The organism is Paraglaciecola sp. (assembly GCF_039943935.1).
Lineage (GTDB): Bacteria > Pseudomonadota > Gammaproteobacteria > Enterobacterales > Alteromonadaceae > Paraglaciecola.
In genome coordinates, this window is sequence record NZ_JBDUZQ010000019.1 from 1 (window position 1) to 22,335 (window position 22,335).

General features: G+C 38.8%; 20 protein-coding genes and 1 pseudogene. 7 read left to right on the plus strand and 14 right to left on the minus strand.

Annotated elements, in window-relative coordinates; genetic code table 11:
- A partial coding sequence (locus ABJD71_RS09990; RefSeq protein WP_348165344.1) for an IS3 family transposase occupies positions 1-105 on the plus strand: 105 nt, incomplete at its 5' end.
- Positions 106-124: 19 nt separating this feature from the next.
- Here the strand turns inward: ABJD71_RS09990 and ABJD71_RS09995 are convergent.
- The gene (locus tag ABJD71_RS09995; protein WP_348168264.1) at positions 125-334 is read right to left on the minus strand and encodes a CPXCG motif-containing cysteine-rich protein; all 210 of its coding nucleotides are present in this window, start codon (positions 332-334) and stop codon (positions 125-127) included.
- A gap of 226 nt (positions 335-560) precedes the next feature.
- Here ABJD71_RS09995 and ABJD71_RS10000 point away from each other — a divergent pair, with 226 nt between their 5' ends.
- Positions 561-2,507, plus strand: coding sequence for an alpha/beta fold hydrolase (locus ABJD71_RS10000; protein ID WP_348168267.1), 1,947 nt, complete (start codon positions 561-563; stop codon positions 2,505-2,507).
- A gap of 132 nt (positions 2,508-2,639) precedes the next feature.
- On the opposite strand, the pseudogene ABJD71_RS10005 reads toward ABJD71_RS10000, so the two are convergent.
- From ABJD71_RS10005 to ABJD71_RS10045, 9 genes and pseudogenes are all read right to left on the minus strand, one after another.
- A pseudogene (locus tag ABJD71_RS10005) lies at positions 2,640-3,115 on the minus strand (ClbS/DfsB family four-helix bundle protein).
- A 54-nt stretch (positions 3,116-3,169) separates the two neighbouring features.
- On the minus strand, positions 3,170-3,592 hold the full coding sequence (locus ABJD71_RS10010; RefSeq protein ID WP_348168270.1) for a hypothetical protein: 423 nt from the start codon (positions 3,590-3,592) through the stop codon (positions 3,170-3,172).
- A gap of 483 nt (positions 3,593-4,075) precedes the next feature.
- Positions 4,076-5,065, minus strand: a complete 990-nt coding sequence (locus ABJD71_RS10015) for an alpha/beta hydrolase (RefSeq protein WP_348168273.1) — start codon at positions 5,063-5,065, stop codon at positions 4,076-4,078.
- A 105-nt stretch (positions 5,066-5,170) separates the two neighbouring features.
- A complete protein-coding gene (locus tag ABJD71_RS10020) occupies positions 5,171-5,800 on the minus strand; it encodes a CDP-alcohol phosphatidyltransferase family protein (protein ID WP_348168276.1) in 630 nt (209 codons plus the stop codon).
- Between the two features lie 12 nt (positions 5,801-5,812).
- A complete protein-coding gene (locus tag ABJD71_RS10025; protein WP_348168279.1) occupies positions 5,813-6,469 on the minus strand; it encodes an ATP-binding cassette domain-containing protein in 657 nt (218 codons plus the stop codon).
- Positions 6,463-8,103, minus strand: coding sequence for an ABC transporter permease subunit (locus ABJD71_RS10030; RefSeq protein ID WP_348168282.1), 1,641 nt, complete (start codon positions 8,101-8,103; stop codon positions 6,463-6,465). Before ABJD71_RS10030 ends, ABJD71_RS10025 begins: the two co-directional genes overlap by 7 nt.
- The gene (locus ABJD71_RS10035) at positions 8,079-9,176 is read right to left on the minus strand and encodes an ABC transporter substrate-binding protein (RefSeq protein WP_348168498.1); all 1,098 of its coding nucleotides are present in this window, start codon (positions 9,174-9,176) and stop codon (positions 8,079-8,081) included. The genes ABJD71_RS10030 and ABJD71_RS10035 overlap by 25 nt, the downstream gene beginning before the upstream one ends.
- Positions 9,177-9,228: 52 nt before the next feature.
- Positions 9,229-10,011 carry a DUF547 domain-containing protein gene (locus ABJD71_RS10040; RefSeq protein ID WP_348168285.1) on the minus strand — a complete coding sequence of 261 codons (783 nt, stop codon included), beginning with the start codon at positions 10,009-10,011 and terminating at the stop codon, positions 9,229-9,231.
- A 65-nt stretch (positions 10,012-10,076) separates the two neighbouring features.
- A complete protein-coding gene (locus ABJD71_RS10045; RefSeq protein ID WP_348168288.1) occupies positions 10,077-12,218 on the minus strand; it encodes an FAD-dependent oxidoreductase in 2,142 nt (713 codons plus the stop codon).
- A gap of 252 nt (positions 12,219-12,470) precedes the next feature.
- Here ABJD71_RS10045 and ABJD71_RS10050 point away from each other — a divergent pair, with 252 nt between their 5' ends.
- Positions 12,471-13,373 (plus strand): phosphoribulokinase, encoded by a 903-nt coding sequence (locus ABJD71_RS10050; RefSeq protein WP_348168291.1) that lies wholly within the window; start codon positions 12,471-12,473, stop codon positions 13,371-13,373.
- 5 nt (positions 13,374-13,378) lie between these two features.
- On the opposite strand, the gene ABJD71_RS10055 is transcribed toward ABJD71_RS10050, so the two are convergent.
- Entirely contained in the window at positions 13,379-15,169 is a 1,791-nt protein-coding gene (locus tag ABJD71_RS10055) for an ATP-binding protein (RefSeq protein WP_348168294.1), read from the minus strand.
- A 99-nt stretch (positions 15,170-15,268) separates the two neighbouring features.
- On the opposite strand from ABJD71_RS10055, the gene ABJD71_RS10060 reads away from it, so the two are divergent.
- The 3 genes from ABJD71_RS10060 (at position 15,269) to envZ (ending at position 17,935) form a co-directional block, all read left to right on the plus strand.
- On the plus strand, positions 15,269-15,685 hold the full coding sequence (locus ABJD71_RS10060; RefSeq protein ID WP_348168297.1) for a BLUF domain-containing protein: 417 nt from the start codon (positions 15,269-15,271) through the stop codon (positions 15,683-15,685).
- Positions 15,686-15,865: 180 nt separating this feature from the next.
- Positions 15,866-16,591 carry a two-component system response regulator OmpR gene (ompR, locus tag ABJD71_RS10065; RefSeq protein WP_348168300.1) on the plus strand — a complete coding sequence of 242 codons (726 nt, stop codon included), beginning with the start codon at positions 15,866-15,868 and terminating at the stop codon, positions 16,589-16,591.
- A gap of 45 nt (positions 16,592-16,636) precedes the next feature.
- Complete coding sequence (gene envZ / locus ABJD71_RS10070) at positions 16,637-17,935, plus strand: two-component system sensor histidine kinase EnvZ (RefSeq protein WP_348168303.1); 1,299 nt, start codon at positions 16,637-16,639, stop codon at positions 17,933-17,935.
- A 33-nt stretch (positions 17,936-17,968) separates the two neighbouring features.
- Here envZ and ABJD71_RS10075 read toward each other — a convergent pair whose 3' ends face one another.
- Entirely contained in the window at positions 17,969-19,591 is a 1,623-nt protein-coding gene (locus ABJD71_RS10075) for a bifunctional diguanylate cyclase/phosphodiesterase (RefSeq protein WP_348168306.1), read from the minus strand.
- A 227-nt stretch (positions 19,592-19,818) separates the two neighbouring features.
- Between ABJD71_RS10075 and ABJD71_RS10080 the strand changes: the two genes are divergently transcribed.
- The gene (locus ABJD71_RS10080) at positions 19,819-20,805 is read left to right on the plus strand and encodes a hypothetical protein (protein WP_348168309.1); all 987 of its coding nucleotides are present in this window, start codon (positions 19,819-19,821) and stop codon (positions 20,803-20,805) included.
- A gap of 113 nt (positions 20,806-20,918) precedes the next feature.
- Here the strand turns inward: ABJD71_RS10080 and hslO are convergent, their stop codons facing one another.
- On the minus strand, positions 20,919-21,809 hold the full coding sequence (gene hslO, locus ABJD71_RS10085; protein WP_348168312.1) for an Hsp33 family molecular chaperone HslO: 891 nt from the start codon (positions 21,807-21,809) through the stop codon (positions 20,919-20,921).
- An 18-nt stretch (positions 21,810-21,827) separates the two neighbouring features.
- A complete protein-coding gene (gene hslR / locus ABJD71_RS10090; protein ID WP_348168315.1) occupies positions 21,828-22,226 on the minus strand; it encodes a ribosome-associated heat shock protein Hsp15 in 399 nt (132 codons plus the stop codon).
- Positions 22,227-22,335: the final 109 nt, after the last annotated feature.

The window sequence follows — 22,335 nt, forward strand, 5'->3', positions numbered from 1 at the left end:
CATTCAAAATTAAAGGGTTACCTAAACTATTTTTACAATAGACAGAGATTGCATTCGAGTTTAGGATATAAATCACCTGCTGAGTTTGAATCGGCAGTTATTTGAAACGTGGAAGGTGTCCATTTTATCGGGTGAAGATCAACACATCATCTTCACTATACACATTAACATCTAGCTCGCCATCCATGGTTTCATACACCAAAAAGTTAATTGGTCTACAGCACACTTGACAGTCTTCGATATACTGTTCGGCTACATCAGATGCATCGAGTAAAACTTTGATGGTTTCACCACAATAGGGGCACCCAATAGATTTTGGAGTTAACTGATTCAACTTTTTAATCTCCCAAACTTGCCTAGATAAATAACAATGTTGACAGTAACCATTCGCCAAAAGCAACTGTATTTATTAAGAATTTTCACGTATATTCCCATAAAATTGTCAATTAAACGTTGCCGATAGTATCGTATGCCCACAAGATTGATTAAGTTTTTATTATCAATAGATTGTATAAAAACACACCTAAATAAAAATGATAATACGGAGAATTTCAAAGGATATGTACAACAAGTTTATCATCGCATTAATTTTACTTCTGCCAATCAGCTCATTACATGCTGAACCACTACCAATAGAATATTTCAACCAAATGCCTATGCTGCAACAACCTATTATTTCACCAAACGGTGAACAGTTAGCGGGTATTTATAACAGTAACAGCAACACCCAAGTAGTAGTTATGCCTTTTGGTTCACAAGATCTTAAAGCATTGGTTACTTTGGGAAGTGAAAAATATCGAATCGAGCGTATTGATTGGGCAAATGACAAAAAGTTACTGATTAACGTCAGTCAACCTTATGAATTTAATGGCTTAAAATTAAGAACGACCCATTTATATTCTGCAGATATTGAGGGTAAAAACGTATTTGAAATGCGCCGTTCAACCAACGCCCGAGTTAGCACCCAAACGACCGAATTAGACTTTTATTATAACAGTCCCAATTTACTAAATATTTTACCTAATGACGCAGATCACATTTTGGTTACCACCAGAGACTCAAGGGATGGCAACTACGCTTCCGTTTACAAAGTGAATGTGAATGATGGAAAGTTTGAGAAGCATATTGCTAATAGCAACAGGATCACCAATTGGATAACCGATAAAAATGGTGAAATATTACTGGCAATTGGCGGTAGTGATAGGGCTCGCAACGAAACAAAATACGTTTACGTCAGAGAAAATCAAGAGGCTGATTGGAAGCTGATCAAGCAGTACACCCCTTTTGAATCAGAAACCTTCGACCCCATCATGTATGAAAAAGAAACCAATTCTCTGTTGTTATTATCTGATCATCAATTAAATAAAACCGCCTTATGGCGATTCGACATTGAAAAAAATCAATTTTCTGAACTTGTAGCAGAGGCGCCTGGAAAATTTGATATTACCAATGTCATCTTTAAGCCCAGCCACACTGAAATGAATGTCATTGGCTATTCCTATGTCGATAACTTTGTTCGCCGTGTTTATTGGGACTCAGAGCAAAAAAACATCGGTGAGCAATTGGCACAATTACTGTCTAAAAGTGGCCTGCAAAGTAACATTTATGATTATAGCCTGGACGAAAACCGCTACATCATTTCTGCCTTGAGTGACACGAGTCCAGTAAAATATTACTTATTTGATAAGACTAAAAAAAGTTTAGCTCTTTGGTTTAGTCAGTTTCCTTATCTTGAAGGAAAATCCCTAGCCAATGTTACTCCCATCACTTTCAATGCTAGAGATGGTATGGAAATTTATGGGTACATCACTTTACCCGTTGGTGTCGAAAAGCCCCCTGTTATTGTATTTCCTCACGGAGGGCCATATGCCAGAGATTATCAATATTTTGACCCCTACGTACAAATGATGGCAAATGAAGGGTATGCAGTGTTGCAAGTTAATTTCCGCGGCTCAACGGGTTACGGTAATAAATACATGACAAGTGGCTACCATCAATGGGGCAAAGCCATGCAAACTGACCTATTAGATGCTTACGACTGGTTATTAGCAACGGAATTAGTACATAAAGATAAAGCCTGTATAGCCGGTGCCAGTTATGGTGGCTACGCGGCTTTAGTGGCCGGTTACCAAACCCCCAAGTTATTTGATTGTATTGTTAGTATTGCAGGTGTTTCAGACTTAAATAATCAAATGACCATGTGGCGAAGATTAGGCTATTTTGATTATATTGATAATGCGGTAAGTGATGATGACACCGATATTAAGGCGGTTTCACCTTACTACCACGCTGATAAATTTAAGCAGCCTGTACTACTTATACACGGCAAAAAGGACACTCGGGTTAGTTACCGTCAGTCTAGTTCGATGTACGACCAGTTAAAATCAGAGGACGTTGACGTTACCTACAAAGAATTTGAATACGGTACTCATTATTTAGACGATGCCACAAATCGTATTAATGCGATGAAATTGATGAAGGATTTTTTCGACGAACATTTAAGATAAATTGTTGAAATATCTAGGAGCAGGGTGTGACTCTGCTCCTTCTATTTATCATTCTATCTGTTTGTTCTCACTTTCTGTAATCAATAAAATAACTTAAGAGCTACAAACTCAGCCCTTGTTCCACAAAGCTTTCTATTTAATATTGTTTAACTTTTTATACTTTCTTACTTTTCCACGCATATTAATCATTGGTGAATGATGTATTAAATTGAATCATTTTGCCTAATGTGTATTTTTCATACCAATTTTCACCATAGAGTTTTTGATCATCTAAAGACTCTATTAATGTCAAAATATTAGAAGTAGTAACAGTAAATTTAGTAATAAGGTCATCATAAGACCAATCACTGTATTGTAGGTAAAAAGTGTTGGGCCAATTGACCTAACTCCTTCCATTTATATCCAGTTTCAGGAAAGCAAACAGGTTTGTTATTAGACTTCAATTGGTACCATTTTAAAACTAACTCGCCCCAACCTATGAGATAAGCGACAGTATCACTAACACTAATCTCAGTACCTTTGATATTACCGACCAGACCTACTTTTCGTGAACCTTCAGAAAGAATTGACGAGTAGTCTGCTAATATCTTATCTAAAGCTACCGAAATCGAATTTTGTAACTGCTCTTTGTTTTTAGGTACAGATGATAATTATGACTCCATTCACATAACGTTTTTAAGCCAACCACTTTGAGATGCTATTAATACTGCCGCGTCATTAACCTTTTGGTTCTCGAACTTCTCTCTATTATCAACTGCCGGACCAATAATTTCGAATTCCTTGTTAATTTTACGAGCAAGCTCTTCGCTATGAGTTTTTAAGCTTTCGTTAGCAGAAATATCTATGGCCAGACGCCCTTGTGCATTAAGCGCCAATAGGAAGTCTGAAGAAGTAGCGCGCTTATTTTGAAAAGAAGCTTTTTGCCACTCTAATGCAGTGGAAAAATGCAGTTTACCGTCATGCAACCAAGACTCTTCTCTTTCGTTGCTTTCTCTTAATTGCTGACTTGCCAAAGATGCTAGATCTCTAGTTTTTGGTGAACACGCAGAAAGGCAAAGCAAAAACATTAAAAATATTGATCTCATAATTCATCCTTAATAAATCTATAACACCGCATAAAAGGCTAGTTTGCGAGCGAGTATAGGCTCTTATTAGGGCTAGACTTCGCGCTTAGGGCAGTTTGCTAAGTATTCCGGTTCAATAAGGTTTTTGCTAGTTTTAAAATCCATGCGAATAGAAGTTAGAACTGGCTGGTTTTCAGCATTATGATTTGTAGACTGCCATTTCCATTTTGGTCAATTCCAACAATTAAATCTACACAGCCTGATATATTATTCTTTACAGCTGAAGTTGGATATATAGGCTCTATTCTTTTTGAAACAACCCAAAACTCGTTAACTACTTTAATTTACTCTTTACCTGATACATCGAGATAATCTAATTTAGGCTTATAAACTAAGTTATTGCAATGAATAGGAATTTTCTGAATTCTAAAAGATACCCATATGAAAATGCGATATTTTGCATATATACGGATAGAGACTATAGCTAGATACGAATCCCAGTTATTAAGTGCTATTCTTTAAAAAGATTTGGATCTTTTTATTTACTAAACCTGCTTGGTCAGCGTTAATAAAATGGCCACTTTCGTTAATTAGTTCGGCTTGAACATTTGGCAGTATTTTATTGGCTTGCTTTACAGTGTCTATGTCGTTAACCAAGTCATCATCGCCTACTAAAAATAATATTGGCATAGTTAAGGTTAACAATTCTGCCTCACTAAAAGGCTCCATATCCATGAGGATTGGCGATCTTGGTTCGTTTTTAATGTTACTAAAAAATCGATCCTTATACAGAATATCGATATTACCTACACGACTATACAAAGTTTTTAAATTAGCCCGAAGCCCATCGCGGTCAGGATTTAATTTAAACCACATATTGGCAAGAATATCTAAACTCGGTTCAAGCCAAGTGATAGTTTGAGCAGGGCTAAGTAAAATTAAACTATCAAATCGTTCTGGATGACTAAGAGCTAAGTTTGTGGCAATCCAGCCTCCCTGTGATGCTCCGACTAAGTTTATTTGTTGCAATTTAAGTAGCTCAAACACTTCAAAATACCAAGTAACTAGGGCCTTTATGTCTGTATTTTTATGGCTAGGTTTGGATTTACCTGCGCCCCAAATATCGTCAATTGCATAGACCCTATAGCGCTCTGACAACGCCTTGATATTGGGGTACCACATAGTAGAATCTACGCTCATTCCGTGGAGTAAAACAATGGATTTACCATCCACTGGCCCTGAAACTAAAACATGGGCATTACCATTTGTAGTAGGCAAGCTTAATTCGCGATAGGGAACATCCCATAACGTAAGAGCACGGTTATAGAGTTGCTCACCATTTAATTCTTTAGCATCCCGCTTAACTGACCCTTGGTATTCAACGCTTTTATCAGGCAGACCATAAGCCAGTGTCACATAGTCTTTAAACTGCCTCCGCTCGCAAGCAGTTAGCAAACACATAAGAAGGAACAATCTGGGAAAGCTATGACTCAAAACTACTTCTCTTTTAAATAACGTAAAACCAGCGCACATAATATATGGGTTGGGATAAGCTTAGAAAGTTGAAAATAACTCGGCTGCCAGTTTCAATCAATACACTCAATTTGATTCAGTTAAGTGAACTTTCTTAAGTGTTTTATACCCAGTGACTATTCTCACCCCTGTGGTTACCCAGCACATGGCGGCATAGACAGTCGCAATAGGGACAAAAAATTGAGGGAAAATACAAAACAAACACAGCACGACTATGGTTTCGAAACCTTCTGCTAGGCCACCCATGTAATGGAGGCTTTTGTTAGGGTACTCAGGATTTTGCATATCGTATTTACAAGCCATTGAAGCAAACGCCAAAAAGCAGCTGCCAGTAGCCGTAAACGAAAGCATTAAGAAGCAACCTGCAATGGCATTTTGCTCAGGGTGACTCACCACAAAAGCAAACACAATGGCCGAGTAGAATATAAAGTCTAAGCTGATATCTAAAAAGCCTCCAGCATCGGTGGCTTCAGTTTGCCTTGCTATTGCTCCGTCTAATCCATCACAAATTCGATTAATTAAAATCAAAGTTAGAGCCAATGTAAAATACTCAGAAATAATCGCTGGCACAGCTAACATACCTAAAATAAACCCAGCTACTGTTACCTGATTTGCGGTGATACCCGAGGCAATTAAAGGTTTAACCACTAACGCTAAGGGTGGCCTTAGCAGTTTATTTAACAATGGATCTATCATAAAGTCGTTACTCTATTGTGTGTCTTTTGACTGGTAATAGTCAGCCAAATTAAGTTGTTTAGCAGAGGTAGGTATATCGTTAAGATCGTGGGTCACCATTATGCTAGGAATAGCTTGATGTGCTAATTGTTGAAACGTCCATTTTCCAATTTTTTCTCTATTACTTGGATCAAGAGCAGCAAAAGGCTCGTCGAGCAACATTATTTTAGGTTGATTCGCTAGCGCTCTCACTAGGCCAACCCGGGAGCGCTCTCCACCACTTAAAGATTGTGGGTAACGCTTACTGAGATGTTCTAAATTAATTTGCTCAAGCATACTGTGAGATTTAGTACGGCGCTGCTTTTTTGAATGAAAATCAGGGCTTTTAGGTAAAGCAAAACTAATATTATCCTCAACACTTAAATGAGGAAATAAAAAAACGTCTTGCATAAGTAACCCAATATGGCGATTTTCTACAGTAAGTTGACTAACATCTTGCCCATCAATAAAAATCTGCCCGCTGATGTTTACATGTTTAGGTTGATTACCTAACAACCAATGTAAAAATGTAGACTTTCCAATACCACTAGGGCCAATAATTACTAATAAATCATCTAGGTCTAGTTGGATATCTGGAAACTTGATTTGCCAGGTTTCACTTTCAATTAGGCAATTTTTAATACTTAACATCTAGAAATTCCCAATGTTGAATGTTTTGGCCCTGCAATCCTACTAGACAAGAGTGCAGCCATTATAAAAGCTGCCAAAGGCAATAAAGATTGCAACAAAATATAAAGTGCAGCCACATCTTGTTGGCTGCCTGTGCCAATAGCAACGGCCTCTGTTGTTATAGTAGTGACTCGACCGGCCCCTATCATTAGTGTAGGTATGTACTGGGCAATACTTACCGCAAAGGCAATAGCAAACGCTGACAAAATAGCTGGTAATAATAGTCTAAAACGTATTTTCCACCAGCGTTGCCAAGGCGAATATCCAAAGCTTGCCGCTATTAACTCATAGTTAGCGTCAATTGATTGAAACGGCCCTTTCAATACCAAATAAGCATAACCAAAGGTAAAAGGTAAATGGGCAAAGACAACCCAGCCACTATGATATCCACCTTCTAACCAAATATGCGACACCTGCCACCCCAGCACCATGCTCAGTTGCGGTAGTAAAATACCTAATAACCAAATGTAGTCTGGTAAATAACGGCCCTTTTGTCGCTGTAATTCAAGGGCTAACAAAGTAAACAGAATACCCAGTATTGCAGCGCTTACTCCAATGAGTAGGGCATTTTGAAGAGGTAAAGCAACAAACAACCATTCGTCTTGCCATAACTGAGTATTCAAATTACGTAAACTAAAGGTATCGCTGTGCCAATTGAACCCCAAAGACCAAAGAGTAAACACCAGCACCATAAGCAAAATTAATAACCCTGAAGCAGGCAGCCAGACACGGCCTAGAGTATCTACAAAACCTAAACGAATGCGTCGTCCCAAAACCGCCCAATGCTGTAATACTTTGATGACCAGTTTTTCGTGGCAGTATAAAAAAATAATGGATACACCCAACAGTACTAACAAGAGTAAATTAGCCCAAAATCCTAAGGCTTGATCACCCTCACTAAAACTGCCTTGCCAGCGATACACAGACACGGCAAACAGTTCAGGAATATTCGGGCCAACCAGTAAATTCATATCGACCACAGACAAGGTATAGGCAGAGGCGGCGAGTAACGCTAAACGCATATGTTTTAATATATTTGGGAAAACCAACAACCACCAGCTTGTGCTTGTATCGTAGCCTAGAGCACGTCCTTGCAATAACCAGCCGTGCAAGGGAAGTTGACGCCCCACAGCAATCAAAATAAGCAGAAAGAATGGCACTTCTTTTATGATAATGGCCATGATAAAGGTAGAGAGCCCTTTGCGAGGCAAACCAATATCACCATTTACAAAAAATACACCTGATTCGCTAAATAAAAAAACTAACCCCAGTGCAATAGCTAAGTGAGGTAACGACAGTAACGGCGAGAGATATTTTTCAAGCCATCGGCCGCCGACTTTTGAATGAGACTGGTATTGGCTGTAAATTAAAAAAGCCAGATACAAAGACAAAAGACTGCTAAACAGTGCACTAAGCATGCTCTGCCAAAGTGATAACCCTAACCCTTGATAAGCGAGTAACCTTGAAAGGTCAGCAATAGAGGTGTCTTCATCAGGCCAAAGTCCAAATAAAATACCCCACACAGGTAAACTGGCAATACATATAATAAGCCACCAGCCTAATACTCGACTTAACCGCCGTAACGTTGTTGCCATGCATCCTCAATAATTAGCTGCCACGAACTATGAGGCTCTGGGTGGGCAGGTAATGACGAACGGCTATCAAGCAAAGATTTGAGCACTGATGGGTCGCCCCATTCACCCGCAAACTTTCGCTTTTGTGCTAATTCGCTTAACATAAAGTTAATCACGACTTTTGCAGCTTCTGGATTAGGCGAAAACTTGGGAATGGCAAGGTTATGGCTGTTAGTAATCGCGCCATCGCTAAACGAGCGCCTAACACTTGAATCTGGTATCTGCTTGGTGGTTTTTTCTTTTATCCACTGATTAGGGTTAAAAGACACTGCCATAGACAGACTCTTTTGTTGATATAACAAAAGCTGCTCTGAAGACGATGTAGGAAACGCCTTCCCTTGCTGCCATAAGTATGGATGTAACGCATCCAAGTAGGCCCAAAGTTTTGGTAATAAATCGTTTTGTGCAACCTCAGTAGCTGCAATATATAAACGCCCATCTCCTTGGGTTAAATTCACCAAAAGCTGCTTTAAAAAGGTAGAACCATGAAACTCAGGGGGTCTGGGGTACGTCACGGTTTCAGGGTTATTGCGAGCGATAGTTAATAAATCATTGGCACTAAACTGAGCATTAGAGAACACCGCTTCTTCAGCGATTAAATTAAACTGGCCAATGCCCCAAGGCACTTCATAACCATCCATAGACTCCCCAAAATCAACAGTAATAGGCAAGGTGTCTATGGCTAAATTTTCGACATTAGGAATGCTAGACCATAAATTACCCAGTAAATGATCATGTTGTTTTAAATAGGCAAAGTTTTCACCGTTCACCCAGGTTAAATCAATAGCACTAGTACGGCCGTTTTCAGCTTTCAAGCGAGCCACCGCTTCACCTGGGTCGGTGACTTTTACATGAATTAACCTAACACCGTATTGCTTTGCTATTTCTCGCTTAGCCCAACGTAAATATTCGTTAACCGCTTTAGAGCCACCCCAAGCATAAAAGTACACCGACTTTCCTTTTGCTACTTTAAGGGTTTGCTGCCACTTGGCACCCGCTTCATCTAACGTTTCAACGACTAAATCTTCAGCCATAACAGTAGATATGCTCAAACTTACCAGTAAAATTAAACCGGTTAGCTTAGTGCTAAAACGTCGAAATATCATTTAATCGCCAATCATAATCAAAGTAGTCAACCGTAAATTTTTGAGTCTTTAAAAATTCAACTTCTTGCTGATCGTTCGCAATATCTAATCGATAAGCCTGTATCAAATCTTCTATCTTATTAAAACCTTGATAGCCCTTTTCAAAATCATCCGAGTACCACTTAAAGACCGGAGAAAGCAAGACCTTTGTTTTTTTCAAATTGACTGTATTTCGCGTGTCATCACTCAAAAACAACTTCATTTGGTCATCAAGTTGGGCAATAACCTTGTCTTCTACAAATGCTTCATTACGTAATGGCGGACAACTCACAGCAGCACAAACTAAGGCTGTATGTATTCTTGGATACGAAAACCACACTCGGATCATGCTATGTTCAATGTCATCTAGATGGCGTTTCTTCCCTAACAGACTAAAGAACTTTTTCTTCCATGGGCTTTTAAAAATACTGACTAAATCTCTTATTGATTCAGCCTTACCAGAAGAAAAGTCGTCATAATTATCAACAATTAACTTTAAGGTGAAGCCATTATATGCATTCATCAAAAAACTTAACTGCTGCCCTTCAGTCCACGTTTGGTATTGCTGTTCTGTCACAGCAGATAAGCTATCTAGATATGCATTAAGCACTTCTGGTTGCTCGTTCAACTTAGCGTAGTTAACACGAGTTTGCTTACCGTCTTCAGACACAACTACAACCTTCTGCAACACACTTGTAAATTCGGTATGCTGGTGCTCAAATCCATGTGCTGTATTAGATAACATGGTTAATCCTGCCAGATAAAATAAACTTTTTAGGGCTCTTTGGGTTAATAAGTAAATTCGACTCACTACGATCTTCTCCACTTGTGAAAACGTTCTACAAACTTTAACAGGCCCTCTGGTGCATTGGCTTTTTTCCAAACCCCTGCCACATTTTTATTTGCTTCAGCCATAGTCGGGTAAATATGTATAGTACCCAATAACTTGTTCATGCCTAAATTATGTTTCATAGCTAATACAAATTCAGCCAAAAGCTCACCTGCATGTGCGCCAACAATAGTAGCACCTAAAATTTTGTCTTTACCCGGCACAGTTAATACTTTTACAAAGCCTCTTGCATGATCGTCTGCAAGCGCTCTGTCTAAACCACCAATATCATAACGACTCACATCATATGCTACACCCTGCTCTTTAGCAGCGGTTTCGTTTAAGCCAACCGTTGCAATTTCTGGCTCTGTAAACGTTGCCCAAGGGATCACTCGATAGTCTACTTTAAAGGTTTTAAACCCTCTAAATAATGCATTAACTGCTGCATACCAAGCCTGATGACTCGCAGTGTGAGTAAATTGATAAGGACCAGCCACATCACCCGCGGCTAAAATATTAGGATACTTAGTTTGTAGCATTTCGTTGGTAACTATAGTTCTGTCGGTTTCTATACCAAGCTTTTCTAAACCAAACCCTTTTAAGTTTGCTTGCCTGCCCACAGCCACCAATATTTTATCAAAGGCTACGCGCTCCTCTACACCATCTTTTTCAAGTACAATAACTTGTCCTTCGGCTGTTTTCTCAATCGCTTTAGCTGTGGTATTTAAACGCACATCTACGCCATCCTTGATTAACTGCTTATACAAATGCTCTGCTGCATCTGGGTCTTCTTTGCTTAAAAGCTGGTCATGCTTTTCGATTTGTGTGACTTGCGTACCTAAACGTCCAAAGGCTTGAGATAATTCACTACCTATAGGACCGCCACCTAATACCACTAAACGTTTAGGCTGTTCTGTTAGGTTCCAGAGGTTTTCGGCTGTTAAATAATCGACATCTTTCAATCCAGGTATAGGCGGCACAAACGCACTCGCACCAGTGGCAATAATGATGTTTTTTGTCGTCAATGACTGCACACCATCTTCGGTTTGAATATCAACCTGCCAAGGAGACACAATAGTGGCACTGCCCGTTACCACATTCACACCTAACGACTCATATCGCTCTACTGAGTCATGGGGCTCAATTGATTTAATCACATTATGCACTTGACCCATAACGGCTTTAAAATCGATTTGAGGTGCTTGATAAGACACACCTGATTTTTCAGCACCTTTGTGCATATGGGCCAGCTTACTTGCATGAAGTAAACTTTTAGACGGCACACAACCAGTATTCAGACAGTCGCCACCCATTTTGTGTTTTTCTACAAGCGTAACCGACGCCTTCACTGCTGCTGCAATATATGCGGTGACTAAACCTGCAGATCCTGCGCCAATCACCACCATGTTACGGTCGAAAGTTTTTGGTTTTTCCCAACCTTTATAAACACGTTTAGCTTGAATAATGTTTAAGATTAACTTAGCGATAAGCGGGAATACGCCCAACAACACAAAAGACAAGATAATATTAGGTGAAACAATACCCGATAAAGATTCAATATTTGCTAACTGAGTACCTGCATTAACAAAAACAAAAGTCCCCGCTAACATGCCGACTTGGCTAACCCAGTAATACGTTATGGTGCGAATGCTTGTTACACCCATAACCAAGTTAATGATAAAGAATGGAAATAAAGGCACTAAACGTAAGCTCAGTAAATAAAAAGCACCGTCTTTTTCGATACCTGCATCTATGGCTGCAATTTTTTGACTAAAACTATTTTTGACCCACTCTCTGAGTAGAAAACGTGACACTAAAAAGGCGAGAGTGGCACCAATCGTTGAAGCAAATGATGCCAACACTAAGCCCCATCCCAGACCAAATAACGCCCCAGCACCTAGTGTTAAAATAGCCGCTCCTGGTAAACTTAGTGCAGTGACAATGACGTACAAAACAAGATACCCAAAGAATGCTTGCAACCAATTTGTTTCAATCAATTCTGCTAACTGTTGCTGATTGGCCTTTAAACTATCTAAGGTTAAATATTGCCCTAAATCGAAAACAAAAAATGCGCCAATCAAACTTAATATGAGGACAACAAGAATTCCGCGTTTTACATTCATGGTATTTTACAAACCCTATTTTGAAACGATAAAATATATTAATGGCATTAATACCACTACTGCCCACTGAAGACCTATACAGTATGATTTTTATTTCAGTGCAAATCTAAAACTATTATGTATTTTTGCTGATTTACCGCAGTTTTGGAGCCTATATTTATCATAAATAAATCACAAGGGGATTAGGTTGTACTTGACCCCGCAGCCAAGCTTGCTTATAAATGATGCTCTTTTCTTTACTTAGAATCTTGAATGTCTATAAAACATCCCATTATAGCTATTACTGGCTCCTCTGGAGCCGGTACCACCACTACCACAAATGCAATTCGCCATATATTCAGAAATTTATCAGTGAATGCTGCGGTAGTAGCAGGGGATAGTTTTCATCGTTTTACTCGACCAGAAATGGAAGTAGAAATTCGTAAAGCCCAAGAGCAAGGCAAACATATTAGTTATTTTGGTCCAAAAGCTAATGATTTTGAAATGCTCGAAACTCTATTCAAAGAATATGGCGAAACGGGTATGGGTAAGCATCGACAATATCTCCACTCATTCGACGAAGCAGTGCCTTTTAATCAAATGCCAGGCACCTTTACTCCTTGGCAAGATTTACCCGAAAAAACCGATGTGCTTTTTTACGAAGGCTTACATGGTGGCGTGAAAAATGATGAAGTGAATGTGGCAAAGCATGTAGACTTATTGGTAGGCACAGTGCCAATAGTGAACTTAGAGTGGATCCAAAAAATTGTGCGAGACACCACAGACAGAGGTCATTCTCGTGAAGCGGTCATGAGTAGTATTGTCCGTAGCTTAGACGATTATTTTCACTACATTACACCGCAGTTCTCGCGCACACATGTTAATTTTCAACGGGTACCGACTGTTGACACGTCTAACCCATTTAGCGCTAGAGAAATCCCAAGTCAAGATGAAAGCTTTGTCGTAGTGCGTTTTCGTCGAGAAATGAAGAATGTTGATTACCCATTTTTACTGAAAATGATTGATGGCTCTTTCATGTCACGTATCAATACAATAGTCGTGCCTGGTGGAAAAATGGGGCTAGCTATGGAACTGGTTTTAATGCCGCTATTAGAAGAAATACTTGATAAAAAGCGCCGGGCTGGTTTTCAAATGGACTGGGTAAGCGAAAAATAAACAACTCAAGTTTCAATTGGAAAAACAATAACAAACTCAGTAAATTCTCCCTCTTTACTGTTTAAACTAATTACACCTCCCAACTTTTTAATAATGTTAAAAGTTACGGACAACCCCAAACCTGTGCCTTCTCCCACCGTTTTTGTAGTGAAAAAGGGTTCAAATACCTTTTGTTGAGCATCAATAGGAATGCCAGGTCCATTGTCTCGCACAACAATACGAATACTCTGCTCTTTTGTCTCTGTAAAAATAGATATTTTGGCGTTAACTGTGCCCGCTTCAGACAGTGCTTGCGCGGCATTTTTAATTAAGTTAATGAACACTTGTTGCATCAAGCCATTATGAGCCATAAATTTTGGTAACTCATTTAACGTCGAATCTATTTCAATTGTGCCCTCAAGGTCATAACTTAAAACTTTTAGGGTATCTTCGACTACTTTGACTAAATCACACACCTCTAACTCAGTGGACTGACTATAAGTGAATGATTTCAAATCAGTAATGATGTCTCTGACTCTTTTCAAGCCACTGTGAGAGTCACTGATGACAGCGCGAATATCTTCTAGGACAAAGGCTATATTTTCCTCTTCAGAGAATTTTGAAATATTGTTTTTTAATTGGGCTACCTTGTTGTCTTGCCCCTGCTCAATAGAACTCAGAAATTCTGCCTGTAATTCTTGCAACTGTAAAATACTGTCTAGGTAATCATCCATAGAAGAAAAGTTACTCATGACATAAGACAGTGGGTTATTTATTTCATGAGCAATACCCGCAGCCATCTGCCCTATACTCGCCATTTTTTCTTGGTGTTGTAATGCTTGCTTAGTGGTCTTTAATTCAACTAAGGTGCTTTTTAATCTTGTATATTGCTTTTTTAAACTACTTTCAGCTTGCCTACGCTCTAACAACACAGTGAGTTGCTCAGATGCCTTACTAATTACATTAATTTGCTTCATCGACACCTTATCCATTTCACTCTCAGGAATGAAATAAACAAGTAAATACAGCGGTTTATTGTAAACAATGATAGGGAAAGTTAAGTAACTGCCAACTTTTTCTAACAATTTATTTTCTATAGTCGCAAGGTCAATATCCTCTGATAGTAAATTAATTTGCGGTAGCTTTTCATCTAGTGCATTTTTTAAATAGTGGGAAATTTTAGGTAAACCTAACGCTATGTTTAGCTCTCTCTTTATGTCAAAAGCGTTACTTTCACAGAATTCAATTTCACCTTCGCTATCATTGAGTATTTTTATATGGAATACGCAAGACGCGTAACATAAGGCAGATAAAGAATTGGAGAACATTTGCAACAAATTAGTGAGTGATTCATTACTTCGAGAAAATTTAGTGATACACATCAACATCTCAGTTTCAGCATCATGTTGACGCCTATGGTTATCAATGTATTGAAATGTATCTATTTCTCTTTTTAGAGTTGTGATATTGATGGTTTGCTTTTCTGGCTCTGCAGACAAGCAAGCATTTACCTGCAAAGATTCCATCCAATGTATCTCATCTAGACCAAAATTAGGGTCCCTTAAAATAACAATACGAGAGTCTTGATTAGCCAAGCCATTTCGCACAAATAGAGTTGCTTCTTTGCATAATGCTTCATCTTTATCGCTACCAATGCCAGCCACAATTAACGCTGGTTTAGTGTGCCTAAATTGCTTTTTAAATTGACGAAAGCTGTCATAGTGTTGGTAGTCACACCAACTTCCTAATGCGTTTTCATGTAGCGCTAAATTACCTACACTAAACACCAAAACAGCTATGTTTTTCGCCTCTACCATCTCACGGTTCCTAAAAACTCTGCTAGAGTATATAGCCTAGATTAGATTTTTTGTTCCGCAAGTTATTGTTAATAATAGACATTAAGCAGGAGATTATATATGAAGCTAGTCAGATTACTTTATTACAGCAGAGCCTCTCGAGAAATATCGTTAGCTGATTTGAAAGATGTGTTAGATACCGCTCGAAGTAATAATGGCAACCTAAATATTTGCGGCATGCTGTGTTACGACAAACAGTATTTTTTGCAAGCATTAGAAGGAGAGCGAAAAGCACTTAACGAGTTATATTTAGATATTGCAGATGACGCCAGACATGATGAAGTGGTCATTATCAGTTATGACGAAGTGACCCAGCCAAGCTTTCCACAATGGAAAATGGGGTATGCCGCCAGCTCAACTCAATTTGCAACCTTGTTAAAAGAACTCGGACAAAAAGATTTTGCCCCAGCAGATATGAATCCAAAGCAGGCGCTGACATTTTTGCAAAAAATGTCAAAGTTTCAGTCAGAGGTTTAAGTTAGCCTTCATTTTACAGAATGTTAAATTAGCATTACTCTGCGGCTTAGACTTGGGTTACGCACCTCCATATGACAAACTTTGTAACAATCCATAGTGATTAGTCATGATTGCAACCTTTTGAATTCATAGGCTTTCACATATAGTGTATTTAATTATGTAACACTTTCTGGAAAGGTTATGGGACAAGAAACAACAAAAATTCTAGTGGTTGATGACGATATGCGTCTGCGCAGTTTATTAGAGCGTTATCTAGTTGAGCAAGGATTTCAAGTAAGAGTTGCCGCTAACTCTGAACAAATGGACCGTTTATTAGAGCGGGAGAACTTCCACTTATTGGTCTTAGATCTAATGCTTCCAGGTGAAGATGGACTATCGATTTGCCGCCGTCTTAGACAAAAAGAGCACCAAATACCCATTGTGATGTTAACTGCAAAAGGTGACGAAGTAGACAGAATCATTGGCTTAGAAATGGGGGCAGATGACTACTTACCTAAGCCATTTAACCCTAGAGAATTACTGGCTCGCATTAAAGCAGTATTAAGACGAAAAACTACCGAAGCCCCCGGAGCACCATCGTTAGAAGAACAAATAGTAAACTTTGGTAAATACTCACTTAATCTGGGCACAAGAGAAATGCTTGCCGATGACACCCCAATGACACTGACAAGTGGAGAGTTTGCAGTGCTTAAATCTCTAGTGACCCACCCTAGAGAACCATTGTCACGAGATAAATTAATGAACCTCGCACGGGGACGAGATTATAGCGCATTAGAGCGTAGCATTGATGTGCAAGTATCCAGATTACGCCGAATGTTAGAAGAGGATCCAACCAGTCCAAGATACATTCAAACTGTGTGGGGATTAGGTTACGTATTTGTACCCGATGGTGGCAGTGCTAGCTAATTTGAACTTATTTATCCCTATGTCTAACAATCTGGTAATCAAACTGTGAAGTTACTTCCCAAAAGTGCTTTTGGACAAACTGTATTATTGATTGCCATTCTGTTACTGATTAATCAAATTGTATCCTTAGTGTCCGTCACCTTTTATTTTGTCAGCCCAAACGTCAAACAAATCAATCATTTGCTAGCTAACCAAATAAAAATGGTAAATGTCGCTGGGTTAGACTCCAAAAACTCAGCACTACAGCCTCAACTATTTGAGGTGGCTGGCATGCAAATTTACACTCAAGAAGAAGCCGTAGAAAAAGGGTTAGATCACGCCATTCATTATCAATCTTGGTCTAATCAAATGTCAGATATTTTGCAGGGTGAAGCTCAAGTAAGAATCAGCCAAGGTGAGCCTTATTTATATTGGATCAACCCTCCTCAAAACCCTTCCATTTGGATTACTGTCCCAATGATCGGCCTAGGGCAAGGAGACGGCTCACCTCATCTAGTATATTTATTAATGATTGGCATTCTAAGTGTTGGCGGCAGTTTAATATTTGTGAGGAGACTTAACCGGCCATTACAAGCCTTACAGGATGCCGCTTTGTTAGTAGGTAAAGGGTTGGTGCCCAAACCTTTAAAAGAAGAAGGCTCAATAGAGCTTATTGCAGTAACCCGAGCATTTAATCAAATGTCCAAAGGAATTAAACAGTTAGAAGATGACAGAGCATTATTAACGGCTGGTATTTCCCACGATTTACGCACCCCTTTAACACGAATAAGGTTAGCATCAGAAATGTTACCCACAGATCAAGAATGGATAAAAGAAGGCATCGTCCATGACATCGAAGATATGAACGAAATAATCGATCAGTTTATCGATTATGTACGTCAAGATCAGCAAGAGTGTATGGAAAATGGCAATTTAAATGATCTAATAAAAGAAGCAGTACAAGCGAGAAATATTGAAGAAAATCATAATATTACGTTAAATTTAAAGCCATTACCCAAGGTCTTGATTAGACGTGTAGCCCTAAAAAGAGTGTTAGACAATCTTATCGAAAATGCCTTTCGTTATGGCAGTAATAATATTGAGATAAGTTCAGGCCATGATAAAAAAAATCATCAGTTGTATTTTTCTGTAAGAGATTTTGGACCAGGCGTACCTAATGATTGTATTCAAAGTTTGTTCGAACCTTTCACGCAAGGTGATAAAGCACGGGGAAGTTTAGGATCGGGGCTAGGGCTTGCCATTATCAAGCGTATTGTAGATATGCATTCAGGACATGTAACGCTAAAGAACCACCCAGATAAAGGCCTAGTGGCAACTGTCTTTATTAATTGCCAAAGCAGTTAACTAGACTCGGATTTTTAAGACATATATACAACACTAAATAAAATGTGGTTTATAACCTAACTCAGTCACTTTATTTCCACGCTCTTTGTAAAGCGATAACCAACTAGATGCATCATCGTAGCTCAACGGCTTTGAACAGTAATAACCTTGTACAAAATCACAACCCACTGCGTTTAGCTTTTCCAACACTTCTAGGCTTTCAACCCCTTCTGCCACCACTTTTTTACCCAAACGGTGACATAACTCTACCATAGACTTTACAATCGCATAATCACCTGTATTTGTGGTTATCTGCATAACAAACGATTGATCAATTTTAATAATCTGAGCAGGTAATTCCCGTAATAAAGACAAAGATGAGTAGCCAGTGCCGAAATCATCTAAAGCAATGGTTATGCCCATAGAAAAGAGGTCATCAATAACATGTTTAGCTCTATCCACATCTAACATAATTGCACTTTCTGTAATTTCAAAGCAGAGCAAATCTGGAGAAACGGGGTGGGTTTCTAAACATTTTTTGATGTAAGGCACCAGCTCTTTATCCAATATATCGGTTGCGGAAAGATTGACGCTGATATTAAGCCTTAGCTTTCCTTGGTTCCAAGCATGTATACGCTGAATAGAATGTCGTATCACCCAACGGGTAACTTTCCCGATAAACCGACTCTGTTCAATCAATGGGATAAATTCACCTGGAGATATCATACTGCCATCTGGTTGTGGCCAACGAATCAGAGATTCAAACCCTCTTAGTGTTAAGTTTTTTGGGTCAACAATTGGCTGAAAATATAGCTCAAATTCATCATGATTCAGTGCATTTTGTATTTTTGAAATGATATTTAGTCGTTTGGGGGACAAGGTATCTTTAGTCGAATCGTATAGTACAAAATGTTGTTTGTTTTGCTTAGCTAGATACATTGCTATGTCAGCATTTTTTAATAACACATCACCATTAATGCCATCATTTGGAAACAATGCAATTCCAATACTCATATCGATAACCAATAAGTTCTCTTCAATTACAAAACTATCTTCTAGCGAATCCATTAGCTTCTTAGTTTCGTGTAAACAGGTTTCTTCATCTACATCATGCAATATCAAAGCAAATTCATCCCCCCCGAAACGCGACAAAATGTTAGGCTCTTCCAAGCTATTTTGCAGACGCTGCCCAATTTGAACGAGTAACTTGTCGCCAACTGCGTGTCCTAATGTGTCATTTACTTCTTTGAATCGATTGAGATCAACCATGACGACAGCAAAAGGTTTGCTTACAGTGATAGCTTTCGCCAACTGTTCTGTGAAACACAAACGATTGGGGAGTTTTGTTAATGCGTCATGGCGTGATTCAAAATAACGCATCGCAGCGTCATTTTTTATTGTCGTAATAGAGTGCAAACTTAGCTGAATAATAATAACAACAAAGGCTCCCCCACCAGCTAAAATAGCCGAGAGGCCCAACTCAACTATAGAGACAGGGTTAAGTATCAATACAATTAAAAAGAAAACGTAACCGAGTATAAAGGCTAAAATTAACACAAATAAAGCACACCAACCTTTATGCTCAATGTCTTTACAAATGGAGTACGTGGGTTTAATCGACGCTAATAGAAACCCTAATCCAAACAATACAAATAAAATTGATATTATATCTAGCATATAGTCCTAAGATGAATGTCCACTGGGAAAGTTACGGGTTCAATCACTATTTCTTGTGTGAAGTACCCTTATAAATTAAGTGGATATTAGTACTATATCTACTTCAGATATAAATCACACATATATTGTCTAGTTAATATCACCTTTTTACTTTATTTCGACGCTGAGTTAGTAGAAACTATTTAGACGGCTATACATCTAAATGAAATAATCCAAGGTAAAAATTTATGCAGGCTCAAGAGTCAGAATTACGTACTCGATATAACGATCACACCCGTGGCGTTTATTTTATTGGCACGACTCCGCCTAAAAGCAACACGCCTGCAGAACAAGTTGAAACCATCGCCCACAAATTACTTGAACGTGTAAATGACATTGATTTTGATGGTTTGATTGTTTACGACATTCAAGATGAAGGCTCGAGAATTAGTAAGCCTCGTCCATTCCCTTTTAAAACTACCCACGATCCTAGGTGGTATGCTTCATTATTAAATAAGCAATCCAACCGACCAGTAATTACCTATAAAAGTGTAATCCAGTCGAACAAAGAAGCGTTCAATGGCTGGGCTGAAGATGCATGGAAAAACTATAATGTAAAAGATGTGGTGCTAGTAGGCAGCCCTTCCAAAGATATGAAAGCCTCACTCCCCTTAGAAAAGGCTTATCAAACCCTAGTAGACAGCCAACATAATTTTTTTATTGGCGGAGTAACCATTGCAGAGCGTCATGCGAGTAAAGGGGATGAACATCAACGTCTTATTAAAAAGCACCAACAAGGTTGCAACTTTTTTATTTCTCAAGCGATATATAACCCCCAAGCAACGATTGACCTGCTTACTCGATATGCTATCGAATGCCAAAAACTTGCCATCAAACCTCAACGAATAATTCTTACCTTTTCACCCTGTGGAAGTGAAAAAACCTTAGAATTTATCGAATGGTTAGGAATAAGTGTACCAGAAGCAACTCGCTTAAGAATATTAAACGCAGACTCTCCACTACATGAGTCAATTAGAATATGTAGTAACAGTTTACAGCAAATTTTAGACGCGGTGATCAGTTACGATTTACCTTTAGGGTTAAACATAGAAAGCTTAACAAACCGTAAAGAAGAGATTGATGGGTCAATACTCCTATACAAATTATTACGGTCAAAAATGGATTTCTATCTAGCAAAGCAAGAGCTAAAAATGTTGACTAACAAGAAGGCCTAAAACAATATTTCTTAGGCATGCCTGTTTAGGAAAAGATGCAAATAATGCTAAAAACATAATGATTTGCATCGATTAGTGCTGCTAGGTTAAACGCTATTTAACTAACATTTTTGCTAACTCTGCCCTACAGGTAAACTAAAGGTTCCAGCATGAATACTTTCAACATCAATACCATCAAAGCGATACTCAGCATGACAATATTGGCAATTCATTTTAATATCGCCATCTTTGGCCACAATATCTAATAACTCTTCTTTGCTAACACTGATTAATGCTTGGGCACTGCGCTCTTTACTGCAACTACATTTAAAAATCACCTCAGTTGGGTCAAATAGCTCTATATCTTCTTGGTGATATAAACGGTGTAAAATATCTGCAACAGGTAATGCAAACAACTCATCATCCTTGATGGTTTCAGTTAAGGTGCTTAGATGCCCAAAATCGGTGTCATCTTGATCGGTAGCGGCACTACTTGTTGGCAACACCTGTAAAAACATACCGCATGCCTTTGACTCTGCACCTGTAAACTGTGTGCGTAAAATCACCTTAGTAGCTAACTGTTCAGATTGTTGAAAATACCCCTCAATACACTCTGCCAAAGTAGGTTTATCTAAAGAAACCATTCCTTGATAGCGTTCACCCTTTTCCGGAGTAATGGTAATAACTAACACCCCTTTTTGTACTAACTCATTGAACGCTTCTGGGAGCTCAGTTAATTCTTCGTTCCATCTAGCTACTCCACGCATCTGCTGCTTATCTGTGCCGTTTATTACGGCATAATTTAACGGCCCTTTGCCTTGCACTTGAATTGCAATGTCTCCCTTAAATTTTAAGGTTGCAGTCAATAAGCTAGTGGCAGCCATCAACTCTCCGAGTAATTTTTGAATCACTGGGGGATAAGGGTATGAGTCTAGAATGGCTTGATAGCTAGACTGCAAACGTACTAGCTCACCTCTGACATTCCCTTGATTAAATAAATAACGATGAAGTTGGTCGAATGCCATGTATATATACCTTGAATATTACTGTTGCTTAAATTGAATAATTTGACGTCGTTGCTTTTTATCAGGTCGACTTAAAGGCTTTGGACTATGAAAAGCGCTAAGTTTACGCGCTTCGGCGTTACTTGCACGTAGCTTTTCACTTTCTTCTGTTTCTTGATACATAAGTTGTGCCGCAGGAGCCCCTTGACGTTGCTCTTTGACTGCTAGTACCACCACATCTTTAAAATCGAATCCTTGGGGAACTTTTATCGAAGCACCAAGCTCTACAGTTTTACTAGGTTTGCTGCGCTGACCATTGTAATGTACTTTACCTGCTTGCACCGCATCTCTAGCTAAAGCTCGCGTTTTAAAAAAACGAGCTGCCCATAACCATTTGTCTAAACGAACGTTTGCAGGGATATCTATATTTTTTTTCATAATGAATTGATCGTTTTTTTGTAACGTTTAGGGATTAGAGTTGTAGCGCTGGCCCCTACTCGCTATTATTAAGGCTTATTTGCTTAACTAATAGTCTAGCAAGCACTTT